The sequence below is a fragment of the Algibacter sp. genome (assembly GCF_039977455.1).
In the GTDB taxonomy this organism is placed as follows: domain Bacteria; phylum Bacteroidota; class Bacteroidia; order Flavobacteriales; family Flavobacteriaceae; genus Algibacter_B.
The window spans coordinates 125,783-146,817 of the sequence record NZ_JBDWDG010000013.1; the positions used below are offsets into that span (position 1 = coordinate 125,783).

The following is a 21,035-nucleotide window of genomic DNA, read 5'->3' on the forward strand; positions in this document are numbered from 1 at the left end:
TTTAGAAAGGACGAGATTCTGTGAATGTTTCAATCTCACTTTTCATGCTTTGTAAATAGTCGATATCATCAAAACCATTTAACATGTTTCCTTTTTTGTAACCATTAATATCAAATGATTCTGTAGTACCAGAAGATAATAATGTAATGGTTTGTTTCTCTAAGTTTACTTCTAACTCGGTGTTAGCATCGGCATAAATAGCTTCGAAAATCTCGTTAGAGAATTCTGGACTAATTTGTACTGGTAACACCCCAATATTTAAACAGTTATTTTTAAAAATATCTGCAAAGAAACTAGATACTACACAACGGAATCCATAATCGTAAACCGCCCATGCTGCATGCTCTCTAGAAGATCCAGAACCAAAGTTCTTTCCTCCTACTAATATTTTTCCTTTGTAAATAGGATTGTTTAAAACAAAATCCTGTTTTGGTGTATTATCACCATTGTATCGCCAGTCACGAAATAAATTATCTCCAAAACCTTCTCGTTTTGTAGCTTTTAAAAAACGTGCTGGTATAATTTGATCGGTATCCACATTCTCTATAGGTAAAGGAACTGCAGTACTCGTTAATGTTGTAAATTTATCGTAAGCCATATTAATTTGCTTTTTGCCTTTAGCTTTTAGCCATTGGCGTAATTTTAATATTATTATTTTTAGCTCATAGCAAACGGCTAAAAGCTAATAGCTATTTTTATAGTAATTCTCTTGGATCGGTTACTACTCCAGTTACCGCAGCAGCCGCAGCTACTAATGGACTAGCTAATAATGTTCTAGATCCTGGTCCTTGACGACCTTCAAAATTTCTATTAGATGTACTCACTGCATATTTTCCTGCAGGTACTTTATCATCATTCATCGCTAAACAAGCCGAACACCCTGGTTCTCTTAAAACAAAACCAGCTTCTTCAAAAATATCAAGTAAACCTTCTTCTTTAATCTTAGCTTCTACAATATGCGATCCTGGAACTAACCAAGCCGTTACATTATCAGCCTTTTTTCTTCCTTTTACAATAGATGCAAAGGCTCTAAAATCTTCAATACGACCGTTAGTACAACTACCAATAAATACGTAATCGATTTTCTTACCAATCATTTGCTCATCTTCTGCGTAACCCATATAGGCTAAAGATTTATCGTAAGTAGACTTACCACCTTCAACAGATTCTGCAGTTGGAATGTTATTAGAAATCCCCATTCCCATACCTGGATTTGTACCATATGTAATCATTGGTTCAATATCGTTGGCATCAAACGTTACTTCTTTATCAAAAACAGCATCATCATCCGTTTTTAATGTTTTCCAATATTCCATTGCGGTGTCCCAACCTTCCCCTTTAGGCGTTTTAGGACGTCCTTTGATATAATCGAAAGTTTTGTCATCTGGAGCAATCATACCACCACGAGCACCCATCTCAATAGATAAGTTACAAACCGTCATACGGCCTTCCATAGACATATTTTCAAAAACATCTCCAGCATATTCAACAAAATATCCAGTAGCACCAGAAGTTGTTAATTTTGAAATAATATACAAACCAACATCTTTAGGTGTAACCCCTTTATTTAATGAACCATTAACGCTAATGCGCATTTTCTTTGGCTTTGGTTGCATAATACATTGTGTAGTTAACACCATTTCAACCTCCGAAGTACCAATACCAAAAGCAATAGCTCCAAAGGCACCGTGAGTTGATGTATGTGAATCTCCACAAACAATTGTAGCTCCAGGAACTGTAATTCCATTTTCTGGTCCTACAACGTGAACAATACCATTATTTTGATGACCAAGTCCCCAGTGGCTAATACCATATTTATTAGCGTTATCCTCTAATGTTTTTAACTGATTAGCCGATAACGGATCTTCAACTGGTAAATGTTGGTTAATAGTTGGCGTGTTATGATCGGCAACAGCAAATGTGCGCTCTGGGTATAAAACACTCAAGCCTCTACTTTCTAACCCAACAAATGCTACAGGACTTGTAACTTCATGAATTAAATGACGGTCTATATACAATACGTCTGGTCCATCTGCAATATTTCTAACAACATGCGAATCCCATACTTTGTCAAACAATGTTTTGCTCATAAATAATTTAAATTTTAAAAGTCCACAAAGTTAAATTATAATACAGATAATCGAAAGTTTAGACTGCATGGATATTCTATTTTTATAAAATATATAATGGATGCATGATTCCTTGCATTTTATGCAATAAAATCAAAAAAATGGTTATAATTTTTAAAGATAAAATGGAATATTAGACTATAATCTGTCTTTTACGAATTCAACTTCCGTTTTTCCGTGTGGTAAAACCTGCCCATCAGGACCAATATTAACCATAACAATATTTGAAATGGTTATTATAGTTTCTCTTGTTCTCATATTTCTAACTTCGCAGCTTAGCGTTAAGGATGATTTCCCGAAGTTTACAGCTTTAATACCTATTTCAACAACATCGCCTTGTTTAGCAGATGATTTAAAATCTATTTCACTAATGTATTTAGTTACTACTTTTTGGTTTTCTAATTGTACGATAGAATATAAAGCTGCCTCCTCGTCAATCCATTGCAATAATCGCCCTCCAAACAAGGTGCCATTGGCATTTAAATCTTCTGGCTTAATCCATTTTCTGGTGTGAAATCTCATAGTTTTATTTTTTTTTAAAGATAAAAAAATCTTGAATGTTGATAACCTCGTTAACAATTATAATTCGAAAAATTAAATGAAGCGGGTATATTCAATAATTTTAGGAAAAATCTTAAAAAATGGACTCTAGACAATTCAATCTTAAAAGTATTCGACCAGAAATTTTAAGCACTACCATTAACGATGAAATGAGTTCTGATGAGCGCTTTCAGAACGTAGTACTACGCCCTATCATAAAATTTCAAAATGATTTATTACTTGAAGTTTTTAGGAATTATATTAAAAAACACAAATCTGTATTTTATGATTTGTGCTTAGACAAGCGTATGGATTATATTGAAAATGCGATTCAAAAAGATATGAAACTACGTAATTCGATGAAAGGCATGATTATTGGCATTTTTACTGTTGAAGAATATTTAATTTATATTGAAAATTCTTCGTCCTTAAATAAGCGTATGATGAATATCGTAAAAGAGCGCCTTTTAAGCCATATTCAAGTTTTTGAAAAACCTGAAATGCTTACAGCGGTTTAAAATTTAAATGGGCATTATTCTATTAAAGAAACTCCATTTAAATCTGTGGTTAATACATCGCTCATATAATCAAAAAACGGACGTATCGCTTTAAACGCATCGTCTATTTCTTTTATGAAATTGGGGTTTAAAACGTCTTTATCGGTATATTTTTTAGTAAAAATGTATTGTTTTTTCTTGATTAAATCTATAGCAGGATGATCTTTTGCAAAGCCTCTTGGTGCAGATTTAACTTCATCTCCAATAAAAGAGTCGCTCCAAACGGCATTAAAATCTTTATTAGCTAAAATGTCTCTAATTTCAGAATCATCCATTTCAAATTCTTTTCGAATCCGCATTAAATCTTCTTTTTCGGGTTGCCAAAAGCCTGTTGCGATAAAACTTTCGTCATTTGGCTGAAGGTGTAAATAATAACCACCTCTTAATCTTGGTTTGGTTCTATGAAACGATCCTCCAAAATGCGTTTTATAGGGTAACTTGTTTTTTGAAAAACGTACATCGCGATAAATTCTAAAAAGTTTTAATTTATCTATTTCATCATGTTTGTTAAGGTTTTCGAGCACGGCATTATAAACTTCTTTAACCTCTTTTTCAGCAGCCTTAAATTCTGGCTTATGCTCATTAAACCAGTCGCGGTTATTATTTTTTTCTAATTTTTTGAAAAATGTAAAAACGGACTTTGGCACCTGTACACTCATAATTAATTTTGGTTTTCTAAGGTTCTAAAATACAAAAAGTCCCGAATCAATCGGAACTTTTATTTTTATCTTAACATGAAAATGTTATTTGAGGCCGCTAACAGCTTTATTATATTTAATTTTCATGATATCTTCTAAATGGTTGTCGTAATATTCTACTATAAAGTTTCCTTCACTATCAAAATACCCAATGCCATTTTTATTATCTCCACGTACTATATAATGACCGTTTGCTGACGATTCCCAAGCGTTTGCTGTTTTTACAAACTCATTTGTATTAGTATTAAAAGCGATATCAAACCCTTTTTTATTTGGAGTGAATTTATAATTTTTATCGCCAGAAACATAATAAGTTTCTTTGGTAAGAAAATCGTAATCGGCATCGGCATCATCATCTACCATAATCATTTTTTCAACCTTTTTGGTTGATAAAACACGATCTTGATTTACTTTTTTTGCATCAGCGTCTTTTAATTTCACGTTTGATGTTTCTCTGGTTATCACCTTAACTTTACTTTCTGTGGTGTTATCACTATCCTTGTATTTAATAGTTTTTACTTCTACTTCTTCTTTTATTTCTGATGGCTTCTCTTGAGCCATTATGGTACTACTAAATATTAGTAATACTATTAATGCTAAATTTTTCATGATATTTTTTAATTTAATTGAGTTAATAATTTCATTTTTAATACTTCTGCTAAAACTTAATTATTTGAAAACTCTTCGTTTAAAACCTGTTTATCTATAGATAATTTATTATCAAACTGTAATGTACGTATTGGGAATGGAATATTAATTCCGGCCTTATCGTAAGCTTTTTTAATTTCAATAATGGCATTTGTTTTTGCCTTTAACTTTTCAAGCATACTTTCTGATTCTATCCAAAAACGACATAAATAATTAATAGAACTACCCCCAAATTCGGTATAATAAAATTCTACATCTTCTGGTGTTTTTACTTGATCGAATGTATTGGAAATGGTTTCCTTAGTTAATCGTTTTACTTCTTCTAAATCAGATTCATAACCAACACCACATTCAATAAACACTCGCATTTTGGTAGTTAACGAATAGTTTTTTAATGGATTTTCTAGAATGGATTTATTAGGAATTAAAACCAAATTGTTATCAGCTTCTTTAAGAACAAAGTTTTTTAAACTAATTTCAACAACTTCACCTGAAAACCCATTGGTTTCTACCCACTGCCCTAGTTCTACATTTTTCCTAAAACTTAGTACTATACCAGCAAAGGTATTACTCAAAGTACCTTGAAGGGCTAAACCAATTACTAAACCTGACACACCTGCGGCGCCAATTAAAGTCTCTAAAGTTTTACTTAAGTTTAAAACACCTAAGGCCAAAAATAATCCTAAGGCTATAATGGTAACAGCAGTTATTTTGGAAATTATAGAAACTAATGAGTCTTGATCTACTTTTTTAGAAACCAACTTTCCTACTAGCCTTGAAACGTATTTGGAGATATAATAAAATACCACCATAACAATAATGGCTATAAACAGGTTTGGCAGGTTTGAAATAATAGTCTCTAACCAGCCCGTTAATTTACCGGAAATAAGTTCGTATGCTTTATTAAATTCGTTTTTCATAATTATATTTTTTTAAGGATTTGATAGTTAAACAATAAGTTACTTTAGAGTGCATTAACTTTGAAGTTCCCTATGTTTGGGCTGATCGACTTTTCTAGTTAACCAAGCACTAAGCATCCAACTAGATTTCTCTAATTCCCTTATGTAAGCTCCAATTAAATCTATGGTACCTTCATCCGAAATTTGTTCTGCTTTTACTATTACCTGAGACATTTGATTAAGTAAAATCTTATGATCATTTAAGGTTTCTTCAACCATGTCATGATCCGATTTAATTGGTCTATCTTCATGTATAGTAGCAGCTTTAAGATAATCCTTCATTTTACTCATAGGATTATATCTTAGCGTAAGAACACGTTCTGCAATAGCATCGATTTTTAATTGTGCATGATTGTATAATTCTTCAAATTTGTCATGTAAATCAAAAAAGTTTTTACCGTTTACATTCCAATGATTGCTTCGAAGTTTTTGGTAGTATATATGGTAATCTGCTAATAAAATATTTAATTCCATCACCACAGGTAATACATCCTCTTCATTCATATTTAAATAGTTCATAATTATAATTTTTAGGTTATTACTTCTAAAAGAACGGTTATAACTACCATTCTCTCTCACCGCTAAATTATAATATGACTAGCAATACGATTTGTTCGTTTGATAAAAATCCTTGCTCATTTCAAAAGAAACAAGAAGTTTTGGAATTAAATGTGTTAGAAAAAGCTTTAAAAAAAGGTTTTAGATACCTTAAAGATTACTCAAACTCTATTTTATTAAGTATTAAACCTGAAGCAGGAGCTATATAATTCATCTTTACATTACTATCTGCAACCAAACTATCTTGAATATCTTTTATGCTTAGTTTTCCCTTACCCAAGTCTATAAGTGTTCCCATCATTAACCGGATTTGATTGCGCATAAACCCCTTGCCCCTAACCCTTAATAAATAGGTTTTTTTGGGAAAGTAATTAGCGGAATAGATATGGTTTTCAATTAACTCGCAAGTTAATATGGTTCGTGTATAAACACCATGATCTGTAGGTTTATAACAATAGGTTTTTAAGAAATTTTCGCCTTCAAAAAGCTTAGCGCCCTGTTTCATTAAATCGATATCCAAATCGTCTAAAATGGTGGTCATAATAGGTGCACAAAATGGATGGCATTTTTCACCATAAGTGAATAGATAAAGGTATTCTTTAATTTTTGAATGATTGATAATATTGAATTTTGCATCAACTTCTCGAATATCAAGAGCACGGATATCTTGAGGAAGGTTATGGTTAAACAATTTTAAAAACGCATTTTGATCTTCTATAGGTTCTCTTAAAAAAAGCTCGAAAGCTGCATTTTCTGCTGAAACCATAGCATCAGTTCGTCCTGAACTTAAACTTTTAAAATACTTGCCTTCCAATATAAAATTTAAGGTTCTATCTACCATTAAATGAAGAGTTTTTACATCGGGCTGCTTTTGCCATCCATGAAAACGATATCCTAAGTATTGTATGGTAATAACGTAAAAGTACTTTTTCATTTCAAAATTAAATTGGTTCGGAAAATAGACTATTTATTAATTGTGACAAAAAATTTATAACTTGTATTATTTAATACTAACTAAAAAATTAACATTATGACCAACACATTAACTAATAAGCCACCTTTTTGGTTTTGGATTGTAAGTAGCATTGCCTTGATTTGGAACGGACTTGGAGTAGATGGCTATTTAGGGCAAGCCTATAATACAGAACGCTATAGGAGTTCATTTACTCAAGAACAACTTGAGCTTGCTGCCAATGCACCATCATGGACTATGGCTGCTTTTGCTATTGCCGTTTTTACAGGCGTTTTAGGTGCTGTTTTTTTACTACTAAGAAAAAGAATTGCAACAACATTTTGGATGATATCGCTAATTGCGGTTATATTACAAATGGGCTATGGCTTAGTAACCGGAGAAGCGGCAAGCATTGCAATGGTGCTTATGATTATAGTTTTTGCTTTTGCCTTTCTATGGTTTTCAAGATTTTCTGCTTCAAAAGGATGGCTTGCTTAATTAATATTAGAATATAAAAAAAGGCTTTAGTTTTCACTAAAGCCTTTTTTTATTATTTATGTCTTCCTATTAATTCTTTTTCAATATCTTTTAAGGTAAACCCTTTGGCTTGTAAAAGCATTAAGTAGTGAAACATTAAATCGGCCGATTCATATAAAAACAATTCATCGTTATTATCCATAGCTTCAATAACCGTTTCAACAGCCTCCTCACCTACTTTTTGAGCAACTTTATTTATACCTTTTGAAAATAAACTAGCCACATAAGATTTTTTTGTATCTTTATTAGCTACACGTTCGGCAATAACGTTTTCGAGGGTTGAAAAGAAACCATAATTAGAATTATTAACTTCTTTCCAACAAGTATCTGTTCCTGTATGACACGTAGGTCCAACAGGATTTACCTGAATAAGTAATGAATCGTTATCACAATCATTTTTTATATCTACTAGGTTTAAAATATTTCCGCTTTCTTCACCTTTAGTCCAAAGACGTTGTTTACTTCTACTAAAAAAAGTAACTTGTTTTGTAGCTAATGTTTTTTGGTAAGCTTCCTCATTCATATAGCCCAACATTAACACGTTTTTTGTTGTTGCATCTTGAATGATAGCTGGTACTAATCCGTTTTGGTCGTATTTTATGGTCATGATTATTTTTTATTATTGAAATGCCGAAACAAGTTCAGTATAACACGTGCGATTTATAATCGTACTTCTATATTATTCTTTTTTAATTCTTTCTTTAATTCTGGAATTGGAATTTCACCAAAATGAAATACACTTGCCGCCAAAGCTGCATCAGATTTTCCTTCTTTAAACGTATCTACAAAATGCTGTACATTACCAGCTCCACCAGAAGCTATAATAGGAATATTTAATTCTTCTGATAATTTTGCTAAGGCTTTATTTGCAAAACCATTTTTAGTACCATCATGATTCATGGAGGTAAATAAAATTTCTCCAGCACCTCGTTCTTCAACTTCTTTTGCCCATTCGAACAAATCAATTTCTGTTGGGATACTACCTCCTGCTAAATGCACTTTCCATTGTCCATCAACTTGTTTGGCATCAATGGCAACTACCACACATTGACTTCCAAATTTATTTGACAATTCGTTTACCAATTCAGGTCTTTTAACCGCAGAAGAATTGATAGATACTTTATCTGCACCACATTGCAACAAAGCATCAACATGTTCTACACTTGAAATACCACCACCAACGGTAAAAGGTATATTAACTTGCTCTGCGACATGCAAAACCATATCTAAAGTTGTTCCTCGTCCTTCTAAAGTCGCTGAAATATCCAAGAACACTAATTCGTCTGCACCTTGATTTGCATATTGTTTAGCTAGTTCGACTGGATCGCCTGCATCTCTTAAATCAACGAAATTGACACCTTTTACAGTACGTCCGTTTTTAATATCTAAACAGGGTATAATTCTCTTTGTTAGCATTATACAAATTTTTCTAGTTGGTGAAGTTTTATTCTATTTTCATATATAGCTTTCCCAATAATAACACCTTCGCAACCTAATTCGATTAATTTAGGCAATTCATCAATATGAGAAATCCCTCCTGATGCTATTAGTTTTATAGACTGACCGCTACTACTATTGGTGCATGACGTTATTATTTCTTTATACAAATCGAATGATGGCCCTTCTAACATGCCATCTTTTGAAATATCAGTACAAATAACATATTGAATACCTTTTTTCTGATACCCCTTTATAAATGGAATAACATCTTCTTTACTTTGCTCCATCCAACCACTTATGGATACCTTTCCGTCATCGCTGTCGGCACCTAAAATAATTTTATTTCCACCATATTTTGAAATCCAACCTTCAAAAGTATCAGCATCTTTTACCGCAATACTACCTCCTGTGATTTGTCTGGCTCCAGAATTAAAAGCAATATGCAAATCTTCATTCGTTTTTAAACCACCGCCAAAATCTATTTTTAACTTCGTTTTTGAAGCTATTTGTTCAAGCACCTTATAGTTTACTATATGCTTAGCTTTTGCTCCATCTAAATCTACTAAATGCAAATACTCAATTCCCGAAGCTTCAAACATTTTAGCTACTTCTAAAGGATTTTCATTGTATACCTTTTTAGTATCGTAATCTCCTTTTGTAAGTCGAACACACTTTCCGTCTATAATATCTATTGCTGGTATAATTCTCATGTTATAAATCTAAAAAATTCTTTAATATTTGTTCGCCCGCTAAACTACTCTTTTCAGGATGAAACTGCACGCCATAAAAGTTTTCATGTTGTAATGCCGATGCATAATTAAGGCCGTAATCTGTTTTAGCAATAGTTTCGTTACAATGCTCGGCATAATAACTATGTACCAAATACATATATTCATTTTCTTTTATACCTTTAAATAAATCGGATTTTAAATCTTTTATAACATTCCATCCCATTTGTGGGACCTTAACTTCGTTTGAAAAACGTTTTACATTTGTTTGAAAAACACCAATACCTTCTGTATTTCCTTCTTCAGAATATTTACAAAGTAATTGCATACCCAAGCAGATTCCTAAAACAGGCTGCTTTAAAGTAGGGATTACTTTGTCTAAACCACTTTCTCTAAGCATTACCATGGCAGAACTAGCCTCGCCAACACCTGGGAATATAACTTTATCGGCAGCTCTAATTTCATCAGGGTTATCAGATAAAACAGCATCTACACCTAATCTTTTAAAAGCAAACTGAATACTTTTTATATTTCCAGCACCATAATTTATTATAACTAATTTCATTAAAGCATTCCTTTAGTTGATGGTAAAAACATTTTGTTAGGATCTCTTTTTACAGCCATTTTCATTGCTTTTGCAAAAGCCTTAAAAATACCTTCTATTTTATGATGCTCGTTAACACCTTCTGCCTTTACATTTAAATTACATTTAGCACCATCTGTAAAAGACTTAAATAAGTGGAAAAACATTTCAGTTGGCATATCACCAATCTTTTCACGTTTAAATTCGGCATCCCACTCTAACCAATTTCTACCTCCAAAATCGACAGCAACTTGAGCCAAACAATCATCCATTGGCAAACAGAATCCGTAACGTTCAATCCCTAATTTATTACCTAAGGCTTTATTGAATAATTCGCCTAAAGCAATCATGGTATCTTCAATAGTATGATGTTCATCAACTTCTAAATCGCCATCCACCTTAACGGTTAAATCCATGGCACCATGGCGACCAATTTGATCTAACATATGGTCGAAGAAAGACAAACCCGTATTGATATCATTCTTCCCTGAACCATCTAAGTTTAATTTTATATAGATCTTGGTTTCATTGGTGTTACGTGTGATTTCTTCAATACGACCTTCAAGCTTTAAAAACTTATAAATAGCCGACCAATCGGTGCTTGTTAGGGCAATACAATCTAGAATATCTTGTTTTGAAGTTTCAATTTCCTCGGCTCCTAATTCTGGATTTTCTGATAAATAAATACCCTTTGCTCCTAAGTTTTTGGCCAATTCCATATCTGTTATTCTATCTCCTAAAACAAAAGAGTTTTCTAAATCATAATCTTCAGAAAAGTACTTAGTTAATAAACCTGTTCTAGGTTTACGCGTTTCTGCATTTTCATGAGGAAACGATTTATCTATAAGCACTTCAGAAAACACAACACCTTCTTTAGTAAAAGCATCAATTATTTTATTTTGGGCTGGCCAAAATGTATCTTCTGGAAAGCTATCTGTACCCAAGCCATCTTGATTAGTAACCATAACCAACTCATAATCCAACTCACTAGCTATTTTAGCCATGTATTGAAACACTTTTGGGTAATATTCTAGCTTCTCTAAACTATCTAATTGATAATCAACAGGCGGCTCTAAAACCAACGTGCCATCTCTGTCTATAAAAAGTACTTTTTTCATTATATAGATTTTAAAGTATCTATTAATATTCTGTTTTCTCTAGGTGTTCCAATTGTAAAGCGTAAACAATTCTCGCATCCTGGTTGTGTCGTTCTATTTCTTATTACAATCCCCTTTTCAATAAGTTGATTGTAGCGTTTTGTAGCATCATCCACCTTAGCCAAAACAAAGTTAGCATCGGAAGGGTATATTTTTGAAATATAGTTTACCGATTTCAATTTTGTAACTAAAGCATTTCGTTCTTCTAATATTTCTTTAACTTGTTGTTGAGTTTGTTCAAATTGTTCTAATTGAGAAATCGCTTTTTGTTGAGTTAACTCATTAACATTATATGGTGGCTTAATACGGTTTAAAATCGAAATAATATCTTGTGAAGCAAAGCAAATTCCCAAACGAATTCCAGCCATACCAAAAGCCTTAGAAAGCGTTTGAATAACTACTAAATTCGGAAATTCATTTAATCTGCTTATCCAACTTTCATCATTTGAAAAATCGATATAAGCTTCGTCAATGACAACAATACCTTTAAACTCTTTAATTAAACGTTCTATAGATTTAGCTTCAAAACTATTTCCTGTTGGATTATTTGGTGAGCATAAAAAGAGGACTTTAGAGTTGCTATTAGCTTCCTTTAAAATCTCGTCTACTTTAGGCTGAAAACTACCATCTAGCTGAACACTTATAATGTCTATAGCATTAATATTAGCCAATACGCTATACATACCGTAAGTTGGCGGTAACGTAATGATATTATCTTGGTTGGGTTCGCAGAAGGCTCTAAAAATTAAATCTAAAACTTCGTCACTTCCATTTCCTAAAAGAATGTTTTCTTGCGGAATGCCTTTTATTTTAGAAAGTAAGGACTTAACCGTTCTTTGTTGTGGGTCAGGATAGCGATTAACTCCATTTTCAAATGGGTTTTCATTCGCATCTAAAAACACCATATCATCACTATTGCCTTGAAACTCATCTCTTGCCGATGAATACGGTTTTAGTGCTTTAATGGTTGGTCGGATTATATTTTCTAAATTGAACATTTTTATATAATTATCTAACAAACTTGGTTCATGAGATTCCTGCTTTCAGCGGAATGACAAATTTATTTTAAATCCTTTAATCTAATTGTTACAGCGTTTTTATGCGCCTGTAAGCCTTCGGCCTCTGCCATTAACTCGATAGTTTCTCCAATATTTAAAAGACCTATTTTTGATATCTTTTGAAACGTCATGCTCTTTAAAAAGCTATCTAAATTTACTCCTGAATAAGCTTTAGAAAAACCGTTTGTTGGTAAGGTATGGTTGGTTCCCGAAGCATAATCACCAGCACTTTCCGGTGTGTAATCACCTATAAATATAGAACCAGCATTGATTATACCATCAACATACAAATCTTCATTTTCTGCACAAATAATAAAATGTTCCGGCCCGTATTCATTAATTAACTCTAATGCTGTTTCATCATTTTCAACATAAATTAACTTCGAGTTCGCAATAGATTTTTCAGCAATTGCTTTACGCGGAAGGATATTTAATTGTTTTTCAACTTCATTTGATACAATATCAATCAATTGTTTTGAAGTTGCCACTAAAATTACTTGACTATCTGTACCATGCTCCGCTTGACTTAACAAATCTGAAGCAATATATGAAGCATTTGCAGTTTTATCGGCAACAATTAGTAATTCGCTTGGGCCAGCAGGCATATCAATAGCTACCCCGTGTTTGGTGGCTAATTGTTTTGCAACGGTAACAAACTGATTTCCTGGTCCGAAAATTTTATAAACCTGAGGAATGGTTTCTGTTCCAAATGTTAGTCCAGCAATAGCTTGAATACCACCTACTTTTATAATTTTAGTAACGCCACAAAGTTGCGCAGCAAATAAAATTTCAGGAGCTAACTCGCCGTCTTTATTTGGTGGCGAACACAAAACTACCTCCTTACAACCCGCAATTTGAGCCGGCACTGCCAACATTAAAACGGTTGAAAATAAAGGCGCTGTTCCTCCAGGGATATACAAACCTACTTTTTGAATAGGTCGTTTTTCTTGCCAGCATTGCACACCTTCTGCAGTTTCTATTTCTACTTTTGGTGTTTTTTGAGCTATATGAAATGCTTCAATATTAGCCTTAGCTTTTAAAATAGCATTTTTAAGTTTTTCTGGTACCTTAACAATGGCATGTTCAATCTCTGTAATTGAAACCACATTATTTTCTAAACGAATACCATCAAATTTTTCTGTATATTTTTTTATCGAGTCATCACCATTAACAGATACGTCTTTAAATATCTCATTAACGATTGATTCTATATCACCAACTGTTTGCGTTGGTCTTTTTAAAACATCAGACCAACTTTCTTTATTTGGATTATTTATGATTTGCATTCTTATTAACTTTGAGTTAAAATCATGAGATTTCCACATACGCAGAAATGACAAAATACAGTTTAAAGTACCATTTTTTCAATTGGACATACTAAAATGCCTTGTGCTCCATTTGCTTTTAGACCATCTATAATATTCCAAAAGTCATTTTTCGGAATTACAGAATGAACAGAACTCCATCCTTTTTCAGCTAAAGGCAATACCGTTGGACTTTTCATACCTGGTAATAACGAAATAATAGCATCTAATTTATCATTTGGTGCGTTAAGCAATACATATTTAGAATCTCTACCTTTTAAAACCGATTGAATTCTAAATTGAATAGTATCTAAAATGGCTTGCTTTTCGGCATCTAAAACCGGAGAAACGGCCAATACGGCCTCAGATTTTAGTAATACTTCAATCTCTTTTAAACCGTTTTTAAACAAGGTGCTACCACTAGAAACGATATCGCAAATTCCATCGGCTAACCCTATATTTGGTGCAATTTCTACCGAGCCATTAATGATGTGTAATTGTGCATCAATATTTTGCTCCTTCAAAAACTTTTTAACAGTTTCTGGGTAAGATGTTGCTATTTTTTTACCGTTTAAATCTTTTAAAGAGTTATCCTTAGAATCTTTAGGCACAGCAATAGATACCTTACATTTTGAAAACCCTAAACGTTCTACAAATTTTAGGTCATTGCCCTTTTCAATTAAAACATTCTCTCCTATAATGGCAGCATCTACCACGCCATCTTTTAAATATTGTGGGATATCTCCATTTCTTAAATAGAACACTTCAACAGGGAAATTTCTAGCCGAAGCTTTTAATTGATCTTTTCCATTATCAATAGAAATTCCGATGTCCTTTAATATTTGCATCGAATCTTCATTTAAACGACCCGATTTCTGCACTGCAATTCTTAATTTACTCATTATGTTGTTTTTATGAGTTTGAAACAATCTAGTTGGCATTAGAATTAAAAAACCCGCTTGATTGTCTCAAACGGGTTTAAAAATATATGCTGATTTCATTCAATACATTTTCACTTCGCTTGAGAGCAAATATGAAAATGATGATGTAATTGAACAAAAGTCATGTCTTTTTTTTTAATCTGAACAAATATCTAAAATTTATATGAATAAATCCTAAAAATAAATGCAATTATTAAAACAATTCAACATTTTTAAATTTTACACCTTAAAAAATTAATAATTTTTAAAGGATTGCTTTAAAAGCTGAATTATTTAATTCGTTTTTATTGATTACCAAGTATTATTGGCATACCACTCTCTCCAGAACCTATAATAATAGTTTTGCTATTTGGAGATTCAGAAAGCTTTACAGTAGCTTCAATACCTTTGTCTTGTAAAATTTTATCTGTTAAAGAAGCACTTAATATTCTATTGGCATCAGCTTTACCCTGAGCTTCAATAATTACTTTTTCGGCTTCTTTTTTTGCTGTTACTAACCTAAACTCATACTCTAAAGATTCCTGCTCTTGTTTTAGTTTACGCTCAATAGCATCTTTAATAGTTGTTGGTAATTTAACATTTTCAACAAGTACTCGTTTTACATTAACATATTGTCCGTCTAGTTCGTTCCTAACTTCCTCTAAAATTTCCAATTCAATAATATCTCTTTTACTAGAGTATAATTGCTCTGGAGTATAACGACCAACTACACTTTTTGCAGCAGCGTTTATGGCAGGGTTTAATAACTCACGAATGTAATCTACTCCTTTTGTTTGAATTAATCGACCTAAGTTTTTAAACTCTGGCTCAAACCAAATAGTGCCACTAACCGTAATATCTAGACCATTAACAGAAAGTACATTCATATTTTCTGAAATAGATTGCTGACGCACTTTTTGAACTATCATATCGTTCCATGGCGCCACAATATGAAAACCTTCTCCGTAAGTTCTTTCGGTGTTAATACCATCTCCAAGAGGTTCAAATAGAACACCGCCTTCTCCAGGTCCGATAGTAACTAGCGATTTAGATATGACAATAAATAGTATAACTGCCCCAATAATTAAAGGCATTGCAATTTTTGGTAATTTCTCCATTTTTATAAATTAAATTAATCCGTTAAATTTTCTTAAAAACCACTCCAAACCTAAGCTTATCGCGATTATGGCTAATAAATATTTCCAATCTATCAAAGATATGATATTTTTACTGCTTTTCTGTATCGGCTTGTAACGATTATCGTTTAATAATTCTTGAATAACCTGTTCTGTATTAGTAATAAAATAACTTTTACCAGAACTATTAGTACTCAATTTTTGCAACTTTATAACATTAGCGTTTAAAAATTGTTGTTCCACGTTATATTCTATAATTTGAAAACTCCCAGATTTAGACATATTTTCCTTAGTAGCTTTTATACTGAAATTATATTCGGAAGGCTGTAAACTACTTAAATCTACTTGATAATAATTGTTTTTTAGTATTAAGGGCATGGTTTTACTAACCTTTGAAAACTTATCGATTACTGTTATATTAAGGGTTTCTCTTGGATCGAACACATAATTTTTATCGAAAAACTCAGCTTTAATAATTACATTTCTACTTCCAGTATAAAAGGGTTCGTAGTCTAAATTTAACCTGCTCTTTTGTTTGTTAGAAGCTAAATACTGTATTAATCGACCTATAAAATCATCGAAAGCATTGAACGATTTTTCATTTATATAACTTTGTGCACGCCATTGCCATATATTTTCACCAAACAAAACAGCTTCTCTCCTACCTTTGGTTTCAAAAGTTGCCAACAAGGGTTCTTCAATAGATACCCCATTAATTGATTTGCTTAAAATAGTTTGGTAAGGAATTTTAAAATTGACTTGACCATACTTGGATAACAAAGGTGGAAACGATTCAAAATTAATATTATCAATTCGATACGGCGAAAAATTACTATTTAATGTTGGAAGATATTGTTCTGTTTGCCCTGTAATTAAATGAGAATATTGTTCAGAAACTTTATTTATAAAGTTAAGGTCTGTTTTAGATCCTATAATGGTAAATATATTGCTGTTTAATGCTTTTATTTTGGTATATAAATCATTAAACCTAATATTTGGCTGGTAAACTATAACTAATTGAAAATCATTTAATTGACTAATTATTTTTTTTGAATCTATAATAGTAACAGAGCGCTGTTCGTTACTTTCAATACTTTTTTTAAGCATTCCTAAATCTGGATGCGAATAATCGCTAACAAGCACAATTTTTGTTTGTTCGTTTATAACTTCTACAGCAAAATTCTTAGAATTATTTATGGTGTTTTGTTCACCGTCAAGCGGAATTAATGTAGCTTTATAATTATTTACACCTACATTTTTAGCAGGAAGCATAAAATTAACTACACTTGAGCTTTTAGTTTTTGAAAAGCTAATTGCTTTTGAAAATACGGTAGCATTTCCTTTTTTTACAACAAGTTTAGAGTTTACCGTTTTATTTCCATTGTACACCAAAATAGTTTCAACAGGAAACTGATTTTTTAAATACGCATATTTGTTTACATTTAGCTGCTGAATTTTTAAATCGGTATAGGTAATGGTGTCGCCTAAAATAATTGGGTAAATAGGTTGCTTGTATGTATTTGTGGAAAATTGATAATCGTTACCGTACGTTTGGTTTCCATCTGTTATTAAAATAGATGGACTTATGGTTTGTTTGTAAATATCATTTAACTGATTAAATGCTTTAGCAATATTAGTTTGTTGCCCATTAAAATTAATGGAATCAAGTGTTTTTAAACGTTCATCGAATGTGAAAAATTTGACATTAAATTTATTTTGAATTTCTATATTAGACTGTAATTCATTTATAAAAGCTAGGGCTTTTTGATCTTGTTTTAAATGTTTTATAGAGCTCGAATTATCTAAAGCGACAACTAAATTGGGTTTTTCTGTAGTTACCTTGACTTGTTCGAAAGTAGGATTGATAATTAATAGTAAAACAGAAAACAACGAAAGAAATCTTAAAAAAGAGAAAAGCATGTTGATTTTAGACATGCCTTTCTTTTTATTAAAGTACTGAAAAAAGGCTAAACCTAGCGCTACAATTCCAGCAAGTATAATGTAAATAAGTGTTTCTGTTTGCATTAAAGTTTAATAACTTCTAGTTATGAGATTCCCTTTTTCGAAGGAATGACAAATTATCTGTTAAGTTAGCATTCCGCCATCAACGTTTAATGTTTGCCCTGTAATATACGCACTCATGTCACTACCTAAAAAGACACAAACATTAGCGATATCTTCTGGTGTACCGCCACGTTTTAATGGAATCCCTGCACGCCATCCTTTAACGGTTTCTTCATCTAACTTGGCCGTCATTTCTGTTTCGATAAAACCAGGAGCAACCACGTTACTTCTAATGTTTCTTGAACCTAACTCTAAAGCTACAGATTTAGAGAAACCAATAATTCCTGCTTTTGAGGCTGCATAATTGGTTTGTCCGGCGTTACCTTTTACACCAACTACAGAGCTCATGTTAATAATTGAGCCTTTTCGTTGTTTAAGCATAGTTCTTTGAACCGCTTTTGTCATGTTGAAAACTGACTTTAAGTTAACTTCGATAACGGTATCAAAATCTTCTTCTGAAATACGCATTAATAAATTATCTTTTGTAATTCCAGCATTATTAACAAGAATATCGATGCTTCCGAATTCTTTAGCAACCTCGGCTGCTAGTTTTTGAGCTTCATCAAAACTTGCGGCATTACTTTTATATCCTTTCGCCTTTACTCCTAATGCGATAAGTTCTTTCTCTAATTCGTTAGCCGCATCTACTGAAGAGCTATAAGTGAATGCTACATTTGCACCTTGTTGAGCAAAAACCTGTGCAATTCCTTTTCCAATACCACGACTAGCACCAGTAATAATTGCTGTTTTACCTTCTAATAATTTCATGTGTTTGATTTTTATTTATTTTCTAAGGTTACATGTAACACCCTTAAACATATGGCATGATGCCCTATTGTTTTTAAGACTAGATGTTTCATGTTATGGTTAGTTTTTATACGTATATTTCAATGTAATCAAATATAACAAATACCTGTGTTATGTTGAAATAAACCTTGTTGTTTTTAATTTGAGTTGGTTTTGCATTAGGGATTGAGGCACTTGTTGAAGCTTTTTTGTTGTTGTTGCACGAATGCAACACAAATAAGCGATTGCTGTTAGCCCGACCTTATGGTAACCTGTCTACCGGCAGGCAGGCGCCCAAATGATTTAAAAAAAAATCCGTTAACTAAATTAGCTAACGGATTTACATATATTGTATTATGATTAGCCTAAAACTTCAGCTATCTTTTTTCCTATCTCGGCAGGAGAATCTACAACGTGAATTCCACATTCTCTCATAATTGCTTTTTTAGCTTGTGCAGTATCATCACTACCACCAACTATAGCACCAGCATGTCCCATTGTACGACCTGCAGGAGCAGTTTCACCAGCAATAAAACCAACAACAGGTTTTTTACTTCCACTTGCTTTGTACCAGTGTGCTGCATCGGCTTCTAATTGACCACCTATTTCACCAATCATAACAACGGCTTCTGTTTCTGAATCATTTATTAGTAACTCAACCGCCTCTTTAGTTGTAGTTCCAATAATAGGATCGCCTCCAATACCAATAGCAGTAGTAATACCTAAACCTTGTTTTACAACTTGGTCTGCCGCCTCATAAGTTAAAGTTCCTGACTTAGAAACAATACCAACTTTTCCTTGTTTGAAAACAAAACCTGGCATAATACCAACTTTTGCTTCACCTGGTGTAATTACACCTGGACAGTTAGGACCAATTAATCTACAATCTTTACCTTTTATGTAGCTAGAAGCCGTAATCATATCGGCAACAGGAATACCTTCTGTAATTGTAATAATTACTTTTATTCCTGCATCCGCAGCTTCCATAATCGCATCTGCAGCAAATGCTGGTGGTACGAAAATAATAGTAGTATCTGCACCAACTTTTTCTACAGCATCTTGTACTGTATTAAAAACTGGACGGTCTAAATGGGTTTGCCCTCCTTTACCTGGAGTTACACCACCAACAACGTTGGTACCGTATTCAATCATTTGACTTGCATGAAATGTACCTTCACTACCTGTAAATCCTTGTACTATAATTTTTGAATCTTTGTTAACTAAAACACTCATATTTTCTTATTTGGATATTGTTCTACAAATGTAATTTTTTGAAATCACTTTTTATATTAAATCTCTTTATTTTTTATTCGCTTTAAAAGATTTGGAATTTGTTTGATAGATGCCATTTCTCTTAATTGATTCCGAACTTCTTGCGCCGGAGTTCCCCAATAGGTTTTTCCACCTTCAATAGATTTTGTAACCCCAGATTGCCCTTGAACCACTGCTTTTTCACCAATTGTAATCCCGCTTGTTGTACCTACTTGTCCCCAAATAGTTACCTCGTCTTCAATAACAACGCATCCAGCAATTCCTACTTGAGACGCTATTAAACATTTTTTTCCTAGAACGGTATCATGACCAACTTGAATAAGGTTATCTAGTTTTGAACCTTCGCCAATAATGGTATCGCCTGTTACACCTCTATCAATGGTGCAACCTGCTCCTATATCCACATGGTCTTTTATAACAACGCGTCCTCCCGATTTTAATCTATCGAAACCTTCAGGTCTGTTTTTGTAATAGAATGCATTAGCTCCTAAAACTGAATTGGCATGAATGGTAACATCATTTCCAACTACCGCATCATCATAAATACTTACATTGGAATGAATGGTGCAATTATCACCAATCGTTACATTATGCCCTATAAAACAATTGGGTTGAATAACCGTGTTTTTTCCAATTTTTGCTGTATCTGAAATAGAGCTATTGGATGTTTTAAACGGTTTAAAATAATCTGTTAGTTTGTTGAAATCTCTAAACGGATCGTCGCTAACAAGTAAGGCCTTCCCTTCTGGACAATTTACTTCTTTATTGATTAATACAATTGTTGCAGCCGATTCTAAAGCTTTCCCGTAATATTTAGGATGGTCTACAAATACAATATCTCCAGGTTCTACAACATGAATTTCATTCATGCCTAATACTTGAAAATCTGCATTTCCAACAAAACTACAGTCAATCAGATCTGCAATTTGTTTTAACGTGTGTGGTTTAGGGAATTTCATAGTCAGTCGTCAGTATTCAGTTTGCAGTCTTCAGTGTATACGTAAACAGT

General features: G+C 32.6%; 23 protein-coding genes. 2 read left to right on the plus strand and 21 right to left on the minus strand.

Annotated elements, in window-relative coordinates:
- Window position 1: 1 nt before the first annotated feature.
- From leuD to ABJM36_RS04810, 3 genes are all read right to left on the minus strand, one after another.
- Window positions 2–598 carry a 3-isopropylmalate dehydratase small subunit gene (gene leuD / locus ABJM36_RS04800; RefSeq protein WP_348449731.1) on the minus strand — a complete coding sequence of 199 codons (597 nt, stop codon included), beginning with the start codon at window positions 596–598 and terminating at the stop codon, window positions 2–4.
- Window positions 599–695: 97 nt separating this feature from the next.
- Window positions 696–2,090 (minus strand): 3-isopropylmalate dehydratase large subunit, encoded by a 1,395-nt coding sequence (gene leuC / locus ABJM36_RS04805; RefSeq protein ID WP_348449733.1) that lies wholly within the window; start codon window positions 2,088–2,090, stop codon window positions 696–698.
- Window positions 2,091–2,267: 177 nt separating this feature from the next.
- On the minus strand, window positions 2,268–2,651 hold the full coding sequence (locus ABJM36_RS04810; protein ID WP_348449735.1) for a hotdog domain-containing protein: 384 nt from the start codon (window positions 2,649–2,651) through the stop codon (window positions 2,268–2,270).
- A gap of 119 nt (window positions 2,652–2,770) precedes the next feature.
- On the opposite strand from ABJM36_RS04810, the gene ABJM36_RS04815 reads away from it, so the two are divergent.
- A complete protein-coding gene (locus tag ABJM36_RS04815) occupies window positions 2,771–3,187 on the plus strand; it encodes a glyoxalase (RefSeq protein ID WP_348449737.1) in 417 nt (138 codons plus the stop codon).
- A gap of 14 nt (window positions 3,188–3,201) precedes the next feature.
- On the opposite strand, the gene ABJM36_RS04820 is transcribed toward ABJM36_RS04815, so the two are convergent.
- From ABJM36_RS04820 to ABJM36_RS04840, 5 genes are all read right to left on the minus strand, one after another.
- A complete protein-coding gene (locus tag ABJM36_RS04820) occupies window positions 3,202–3,885 on the minus strand; it encodes a DUF2461 domain-containing protein (protein ID WP_348449739.1) in 684 nt (227 codons plus the stop codon).
- 84 nt (window positions 3,886–3,969) lie between these two features.
- Complete coding sequence (locus ABJM36_RS04825) at window positions 3,970–4,533, minus strand: hypothetical protein (RefSeq protein WP_348449741.1); 564 nt, start codon at window positions 4,531–4,533, stop codon at window positions 3,970–3,972.
- Window positions 4,534–4,589: 56 nt separating this feature from the next.
- Complete coding sequence (locus ABJM36_RS04830) at window positions 4,590–5,492, minus strand: mechanosensitive ion channel family protein (protein WP_348449743.1); 903 nt, start codon at window positions 5,490–5,492, stop codon at window positions 4,590–4,592.
- Window positions 5,493–5,546: 54 nt separating this feature from the next.
- Window positions 5,547–6,050 carry a DNA starvation/stationary phase protection protein gene (locus tag ABJM36_RS04835; protein WP_348449745.1) on the minus strand — a complete coding sequence of 168 codons (504 nt, stop codon included), beginning with the start codon at window positions 6,048–6,050 and terminating at the stop codon, window positions 5,547–5,549.
- 196 nt (window positions 6,051–6,246) lie between these two features.
- Complete coding sequence (locus tag ABJM36_RS04840; RefSeq protein WP_348449747.1) at window positions 6,247–7,023, minus strand: tRNA pseudouridine(38-40) synthase TruA; 777 nt, start codon at window positions 7,021–7,023, stop codon at window positions 6,247–6,249.
- 96 nt (window positions 7,024–7,119) lie between these two features.
- Between ABJM36_RS04840 and ABJM36_RS04845 the strand changes: the two genes are divergently transcribed.
- Window positions 7,120–7,539, plus strand: coding sequence for a hypothetical protein (locus tag ABJM36_RS04845; RefSeq protein WP_348449749.1), 420 nt, complete (start codon window positions 7,120–7,122; stop codon window positions 7,537–7,539).
- Between the two features lie 52 nt (window positions 7,540–7,591).
- Here the strand turns inward: ABJM36_RS04845 and hisIE are convergent, their stop codons facing one another.
- The 13 genes from hisIE to ABJM36_RS04910 form a co-directional block, all read right to left on the minus strand.
- Window positions 7,592–8,185 carry a bifunctional phosphoribosyl-AMP cyclohydrolase/phosphoribosyl-ATP diphosphatase HisIE gene (gene hisIE / locus ABJM36_RS04850; protein WP_348449751.1) on the minus strand — a complete coding sequence of 198 codons (594 nt, stop codon included), beginning with the start codon at window positions 8,183–8,185 and terminating at the stop codon, window positions 7,592–7,594.
- 53 nt (window positions 8,186–8,238) lie between these two features.
- Window positions 8,239–8,994 carry an imidazole glycerol phosphate synthase subunit HisF gene (gene hisF / locus ABJM36_RS04855; RefSeq protein WP_348449753.1) on the minus strand — a complete coding sequence of 252 codons (756 nt, stop codon included), beginning with the start codon at window positions 8,992–8,994 and terminating at the stop codon, window positions 8,239–8,241.
- A complete protein-coding gene (hisA, locus tag ABJM36_RS04860; protein WP_348449755.1) occupies window positions 8,994–9,728 on the minus strand; it encodes a 1-(5-phosphoribosyl)-5-[(5-phosphoribosylamino)methylideneamino]imidazole-4-carboxamide isomerase in 735 nt (244 codons plus the stop codon). The genes hisF and hisA overlap by 1 nt, the downstream gene beginning before the upstream one ends.
- A 1-nt stretch (window position 9,729) precedes the next feature.
- Complete coding sequence (gene hisH, locus ABJM36_RS04865; RefSeq protein ID WP_348449757.1) at window positions 9,730–10,311, minus strand: imidazole glycerol phosphate synthase subunit HisH; 582 nt, start codon at window positions 10,309–10,311, stop codon at window positions 9,730–9,732.
- Window positions 10,311–11,447 carry a bifunctional histidinol-phosphatase/imidazoleglycerol-phosphate dehydratase HisB gene (gene hisB / locus ABJM36_RS04870; RefSeq protein ID WP_348449759.1) on the minus strand — a complete coding sequence of 379 codons (1,137 nt, stop codon included), beginning with the start codon at window positions 11,445–11,447 and terminating at the stop codon, window positions 10,311–10,313. Before hisB ends, hisH begins: the two co-directional genes overlap by 1 nt.
- Window positions 11,447–12,484: a histidinol-phosphate transaminase gene (gene hisC, locus ABJM36_RS04875; RefSeq protein ID WP_348449761.1), complete on the minus strand. Its 1,038-nt coding sequence runs from the start codon at window positions 12,482–12,484 to the stop codon at window positions 11,447–11,449. Before hisC ends, hisB begins: the two co-directional genes overlap by 1 nt.
- A 62-nt stretch (window positions 12,485–12,546) precedes the next feature.
- Window positions 12,547–13,830: a histidinol dehydrogenase gene (gene hisD / locus ABJM36_RS04880; RefSeq protein WP_348449763.1), complete on the minus strand. Its 1,284-nt coding sequence runs from the start codon at window positions 13,828–13,830 to the stop codon at window positions 12,547–12,549.
- Window positions 13,831–13,892: 62 nt separating this feature from the next.
- Window positions 13,893–14,750 (minus strand): ATP phosphoribosyltransferase, encoded by an 858-nt coding sequence (gene hisG, locus ABJM36_RS04885; RefSeq protein ID WP_348449765.1) that lies wholly within the window; start codon window positions 14,748–14,750, stop codon window positions 13,893–13,895.
- Window positions 14,751–15,073: 323 nt separating this feature from the next.
- A complete protein-coding gene (locus tag ABJM36_RS04890) occupies window positions 15,074–15,886 on the minus strand; it encodes a prohibitin family protein (protein WP_348449767.1) in 813 nt (270 codons plus the stop codon).
- A gap of 9 nt (window positions 15,887–15,895) precedes the next feature.
- Window positions 15,896–17,929: a VWA domain-containing protein gene (locus ABJM36_RS04895; RefSeq protein WP_348449769.1), complete on the minus strand. Its 2,034-nt coding sequence runs from the start codon at window positions 17,927–17,929 to the stop codon at window positions 15,896–15,898.
- A 60-nt stretch (window positions 17,930–17,989) separates the two neighbouring features.
- Window positions 17,990–18,736, minus strand: coding sequence for a 3-oxoacyl-[acyl-carrier-protein] reductase (fabG, locus tag ABJM36_RS04900; protein WP_348449771.1), 747 nt, complete (start codon window positions 18,734–18,736; stop codon window positions 17,990–17,992).
- A 378-nt stretch (window positions 18,737–19,114) separates the two neighbouring features.
- The gene (sucD, locus tag ABJM36_RS04905) at window positions 19,115–19,987 is read right to left on the minus strand and encodes a succinate--CoA ligase subunit alpha (protein WP_348449773.1); all 873 of its coding nucleotides are present in this window, start codon (window positions 19,985–19,987) and stop codon (window positions 19,115–19,117) included.
- 56 nt (window positions 19,988–20,043) lie between these two features.
- Complete coding sequence (locus ABJM36_RS04910; protein WP_348449775.1) at window positions 20,044–20,985, minus strand: UDP-3-O-(3-hydroxymyristoyl)glucosamine N-acyltransferase; 942 nt, start codon at window positions 20,983–20,985, stop codon at window positions 20,044–20,046.
- Window positions 20,986–21,035 lie beyond the last annotated feature (50 nt).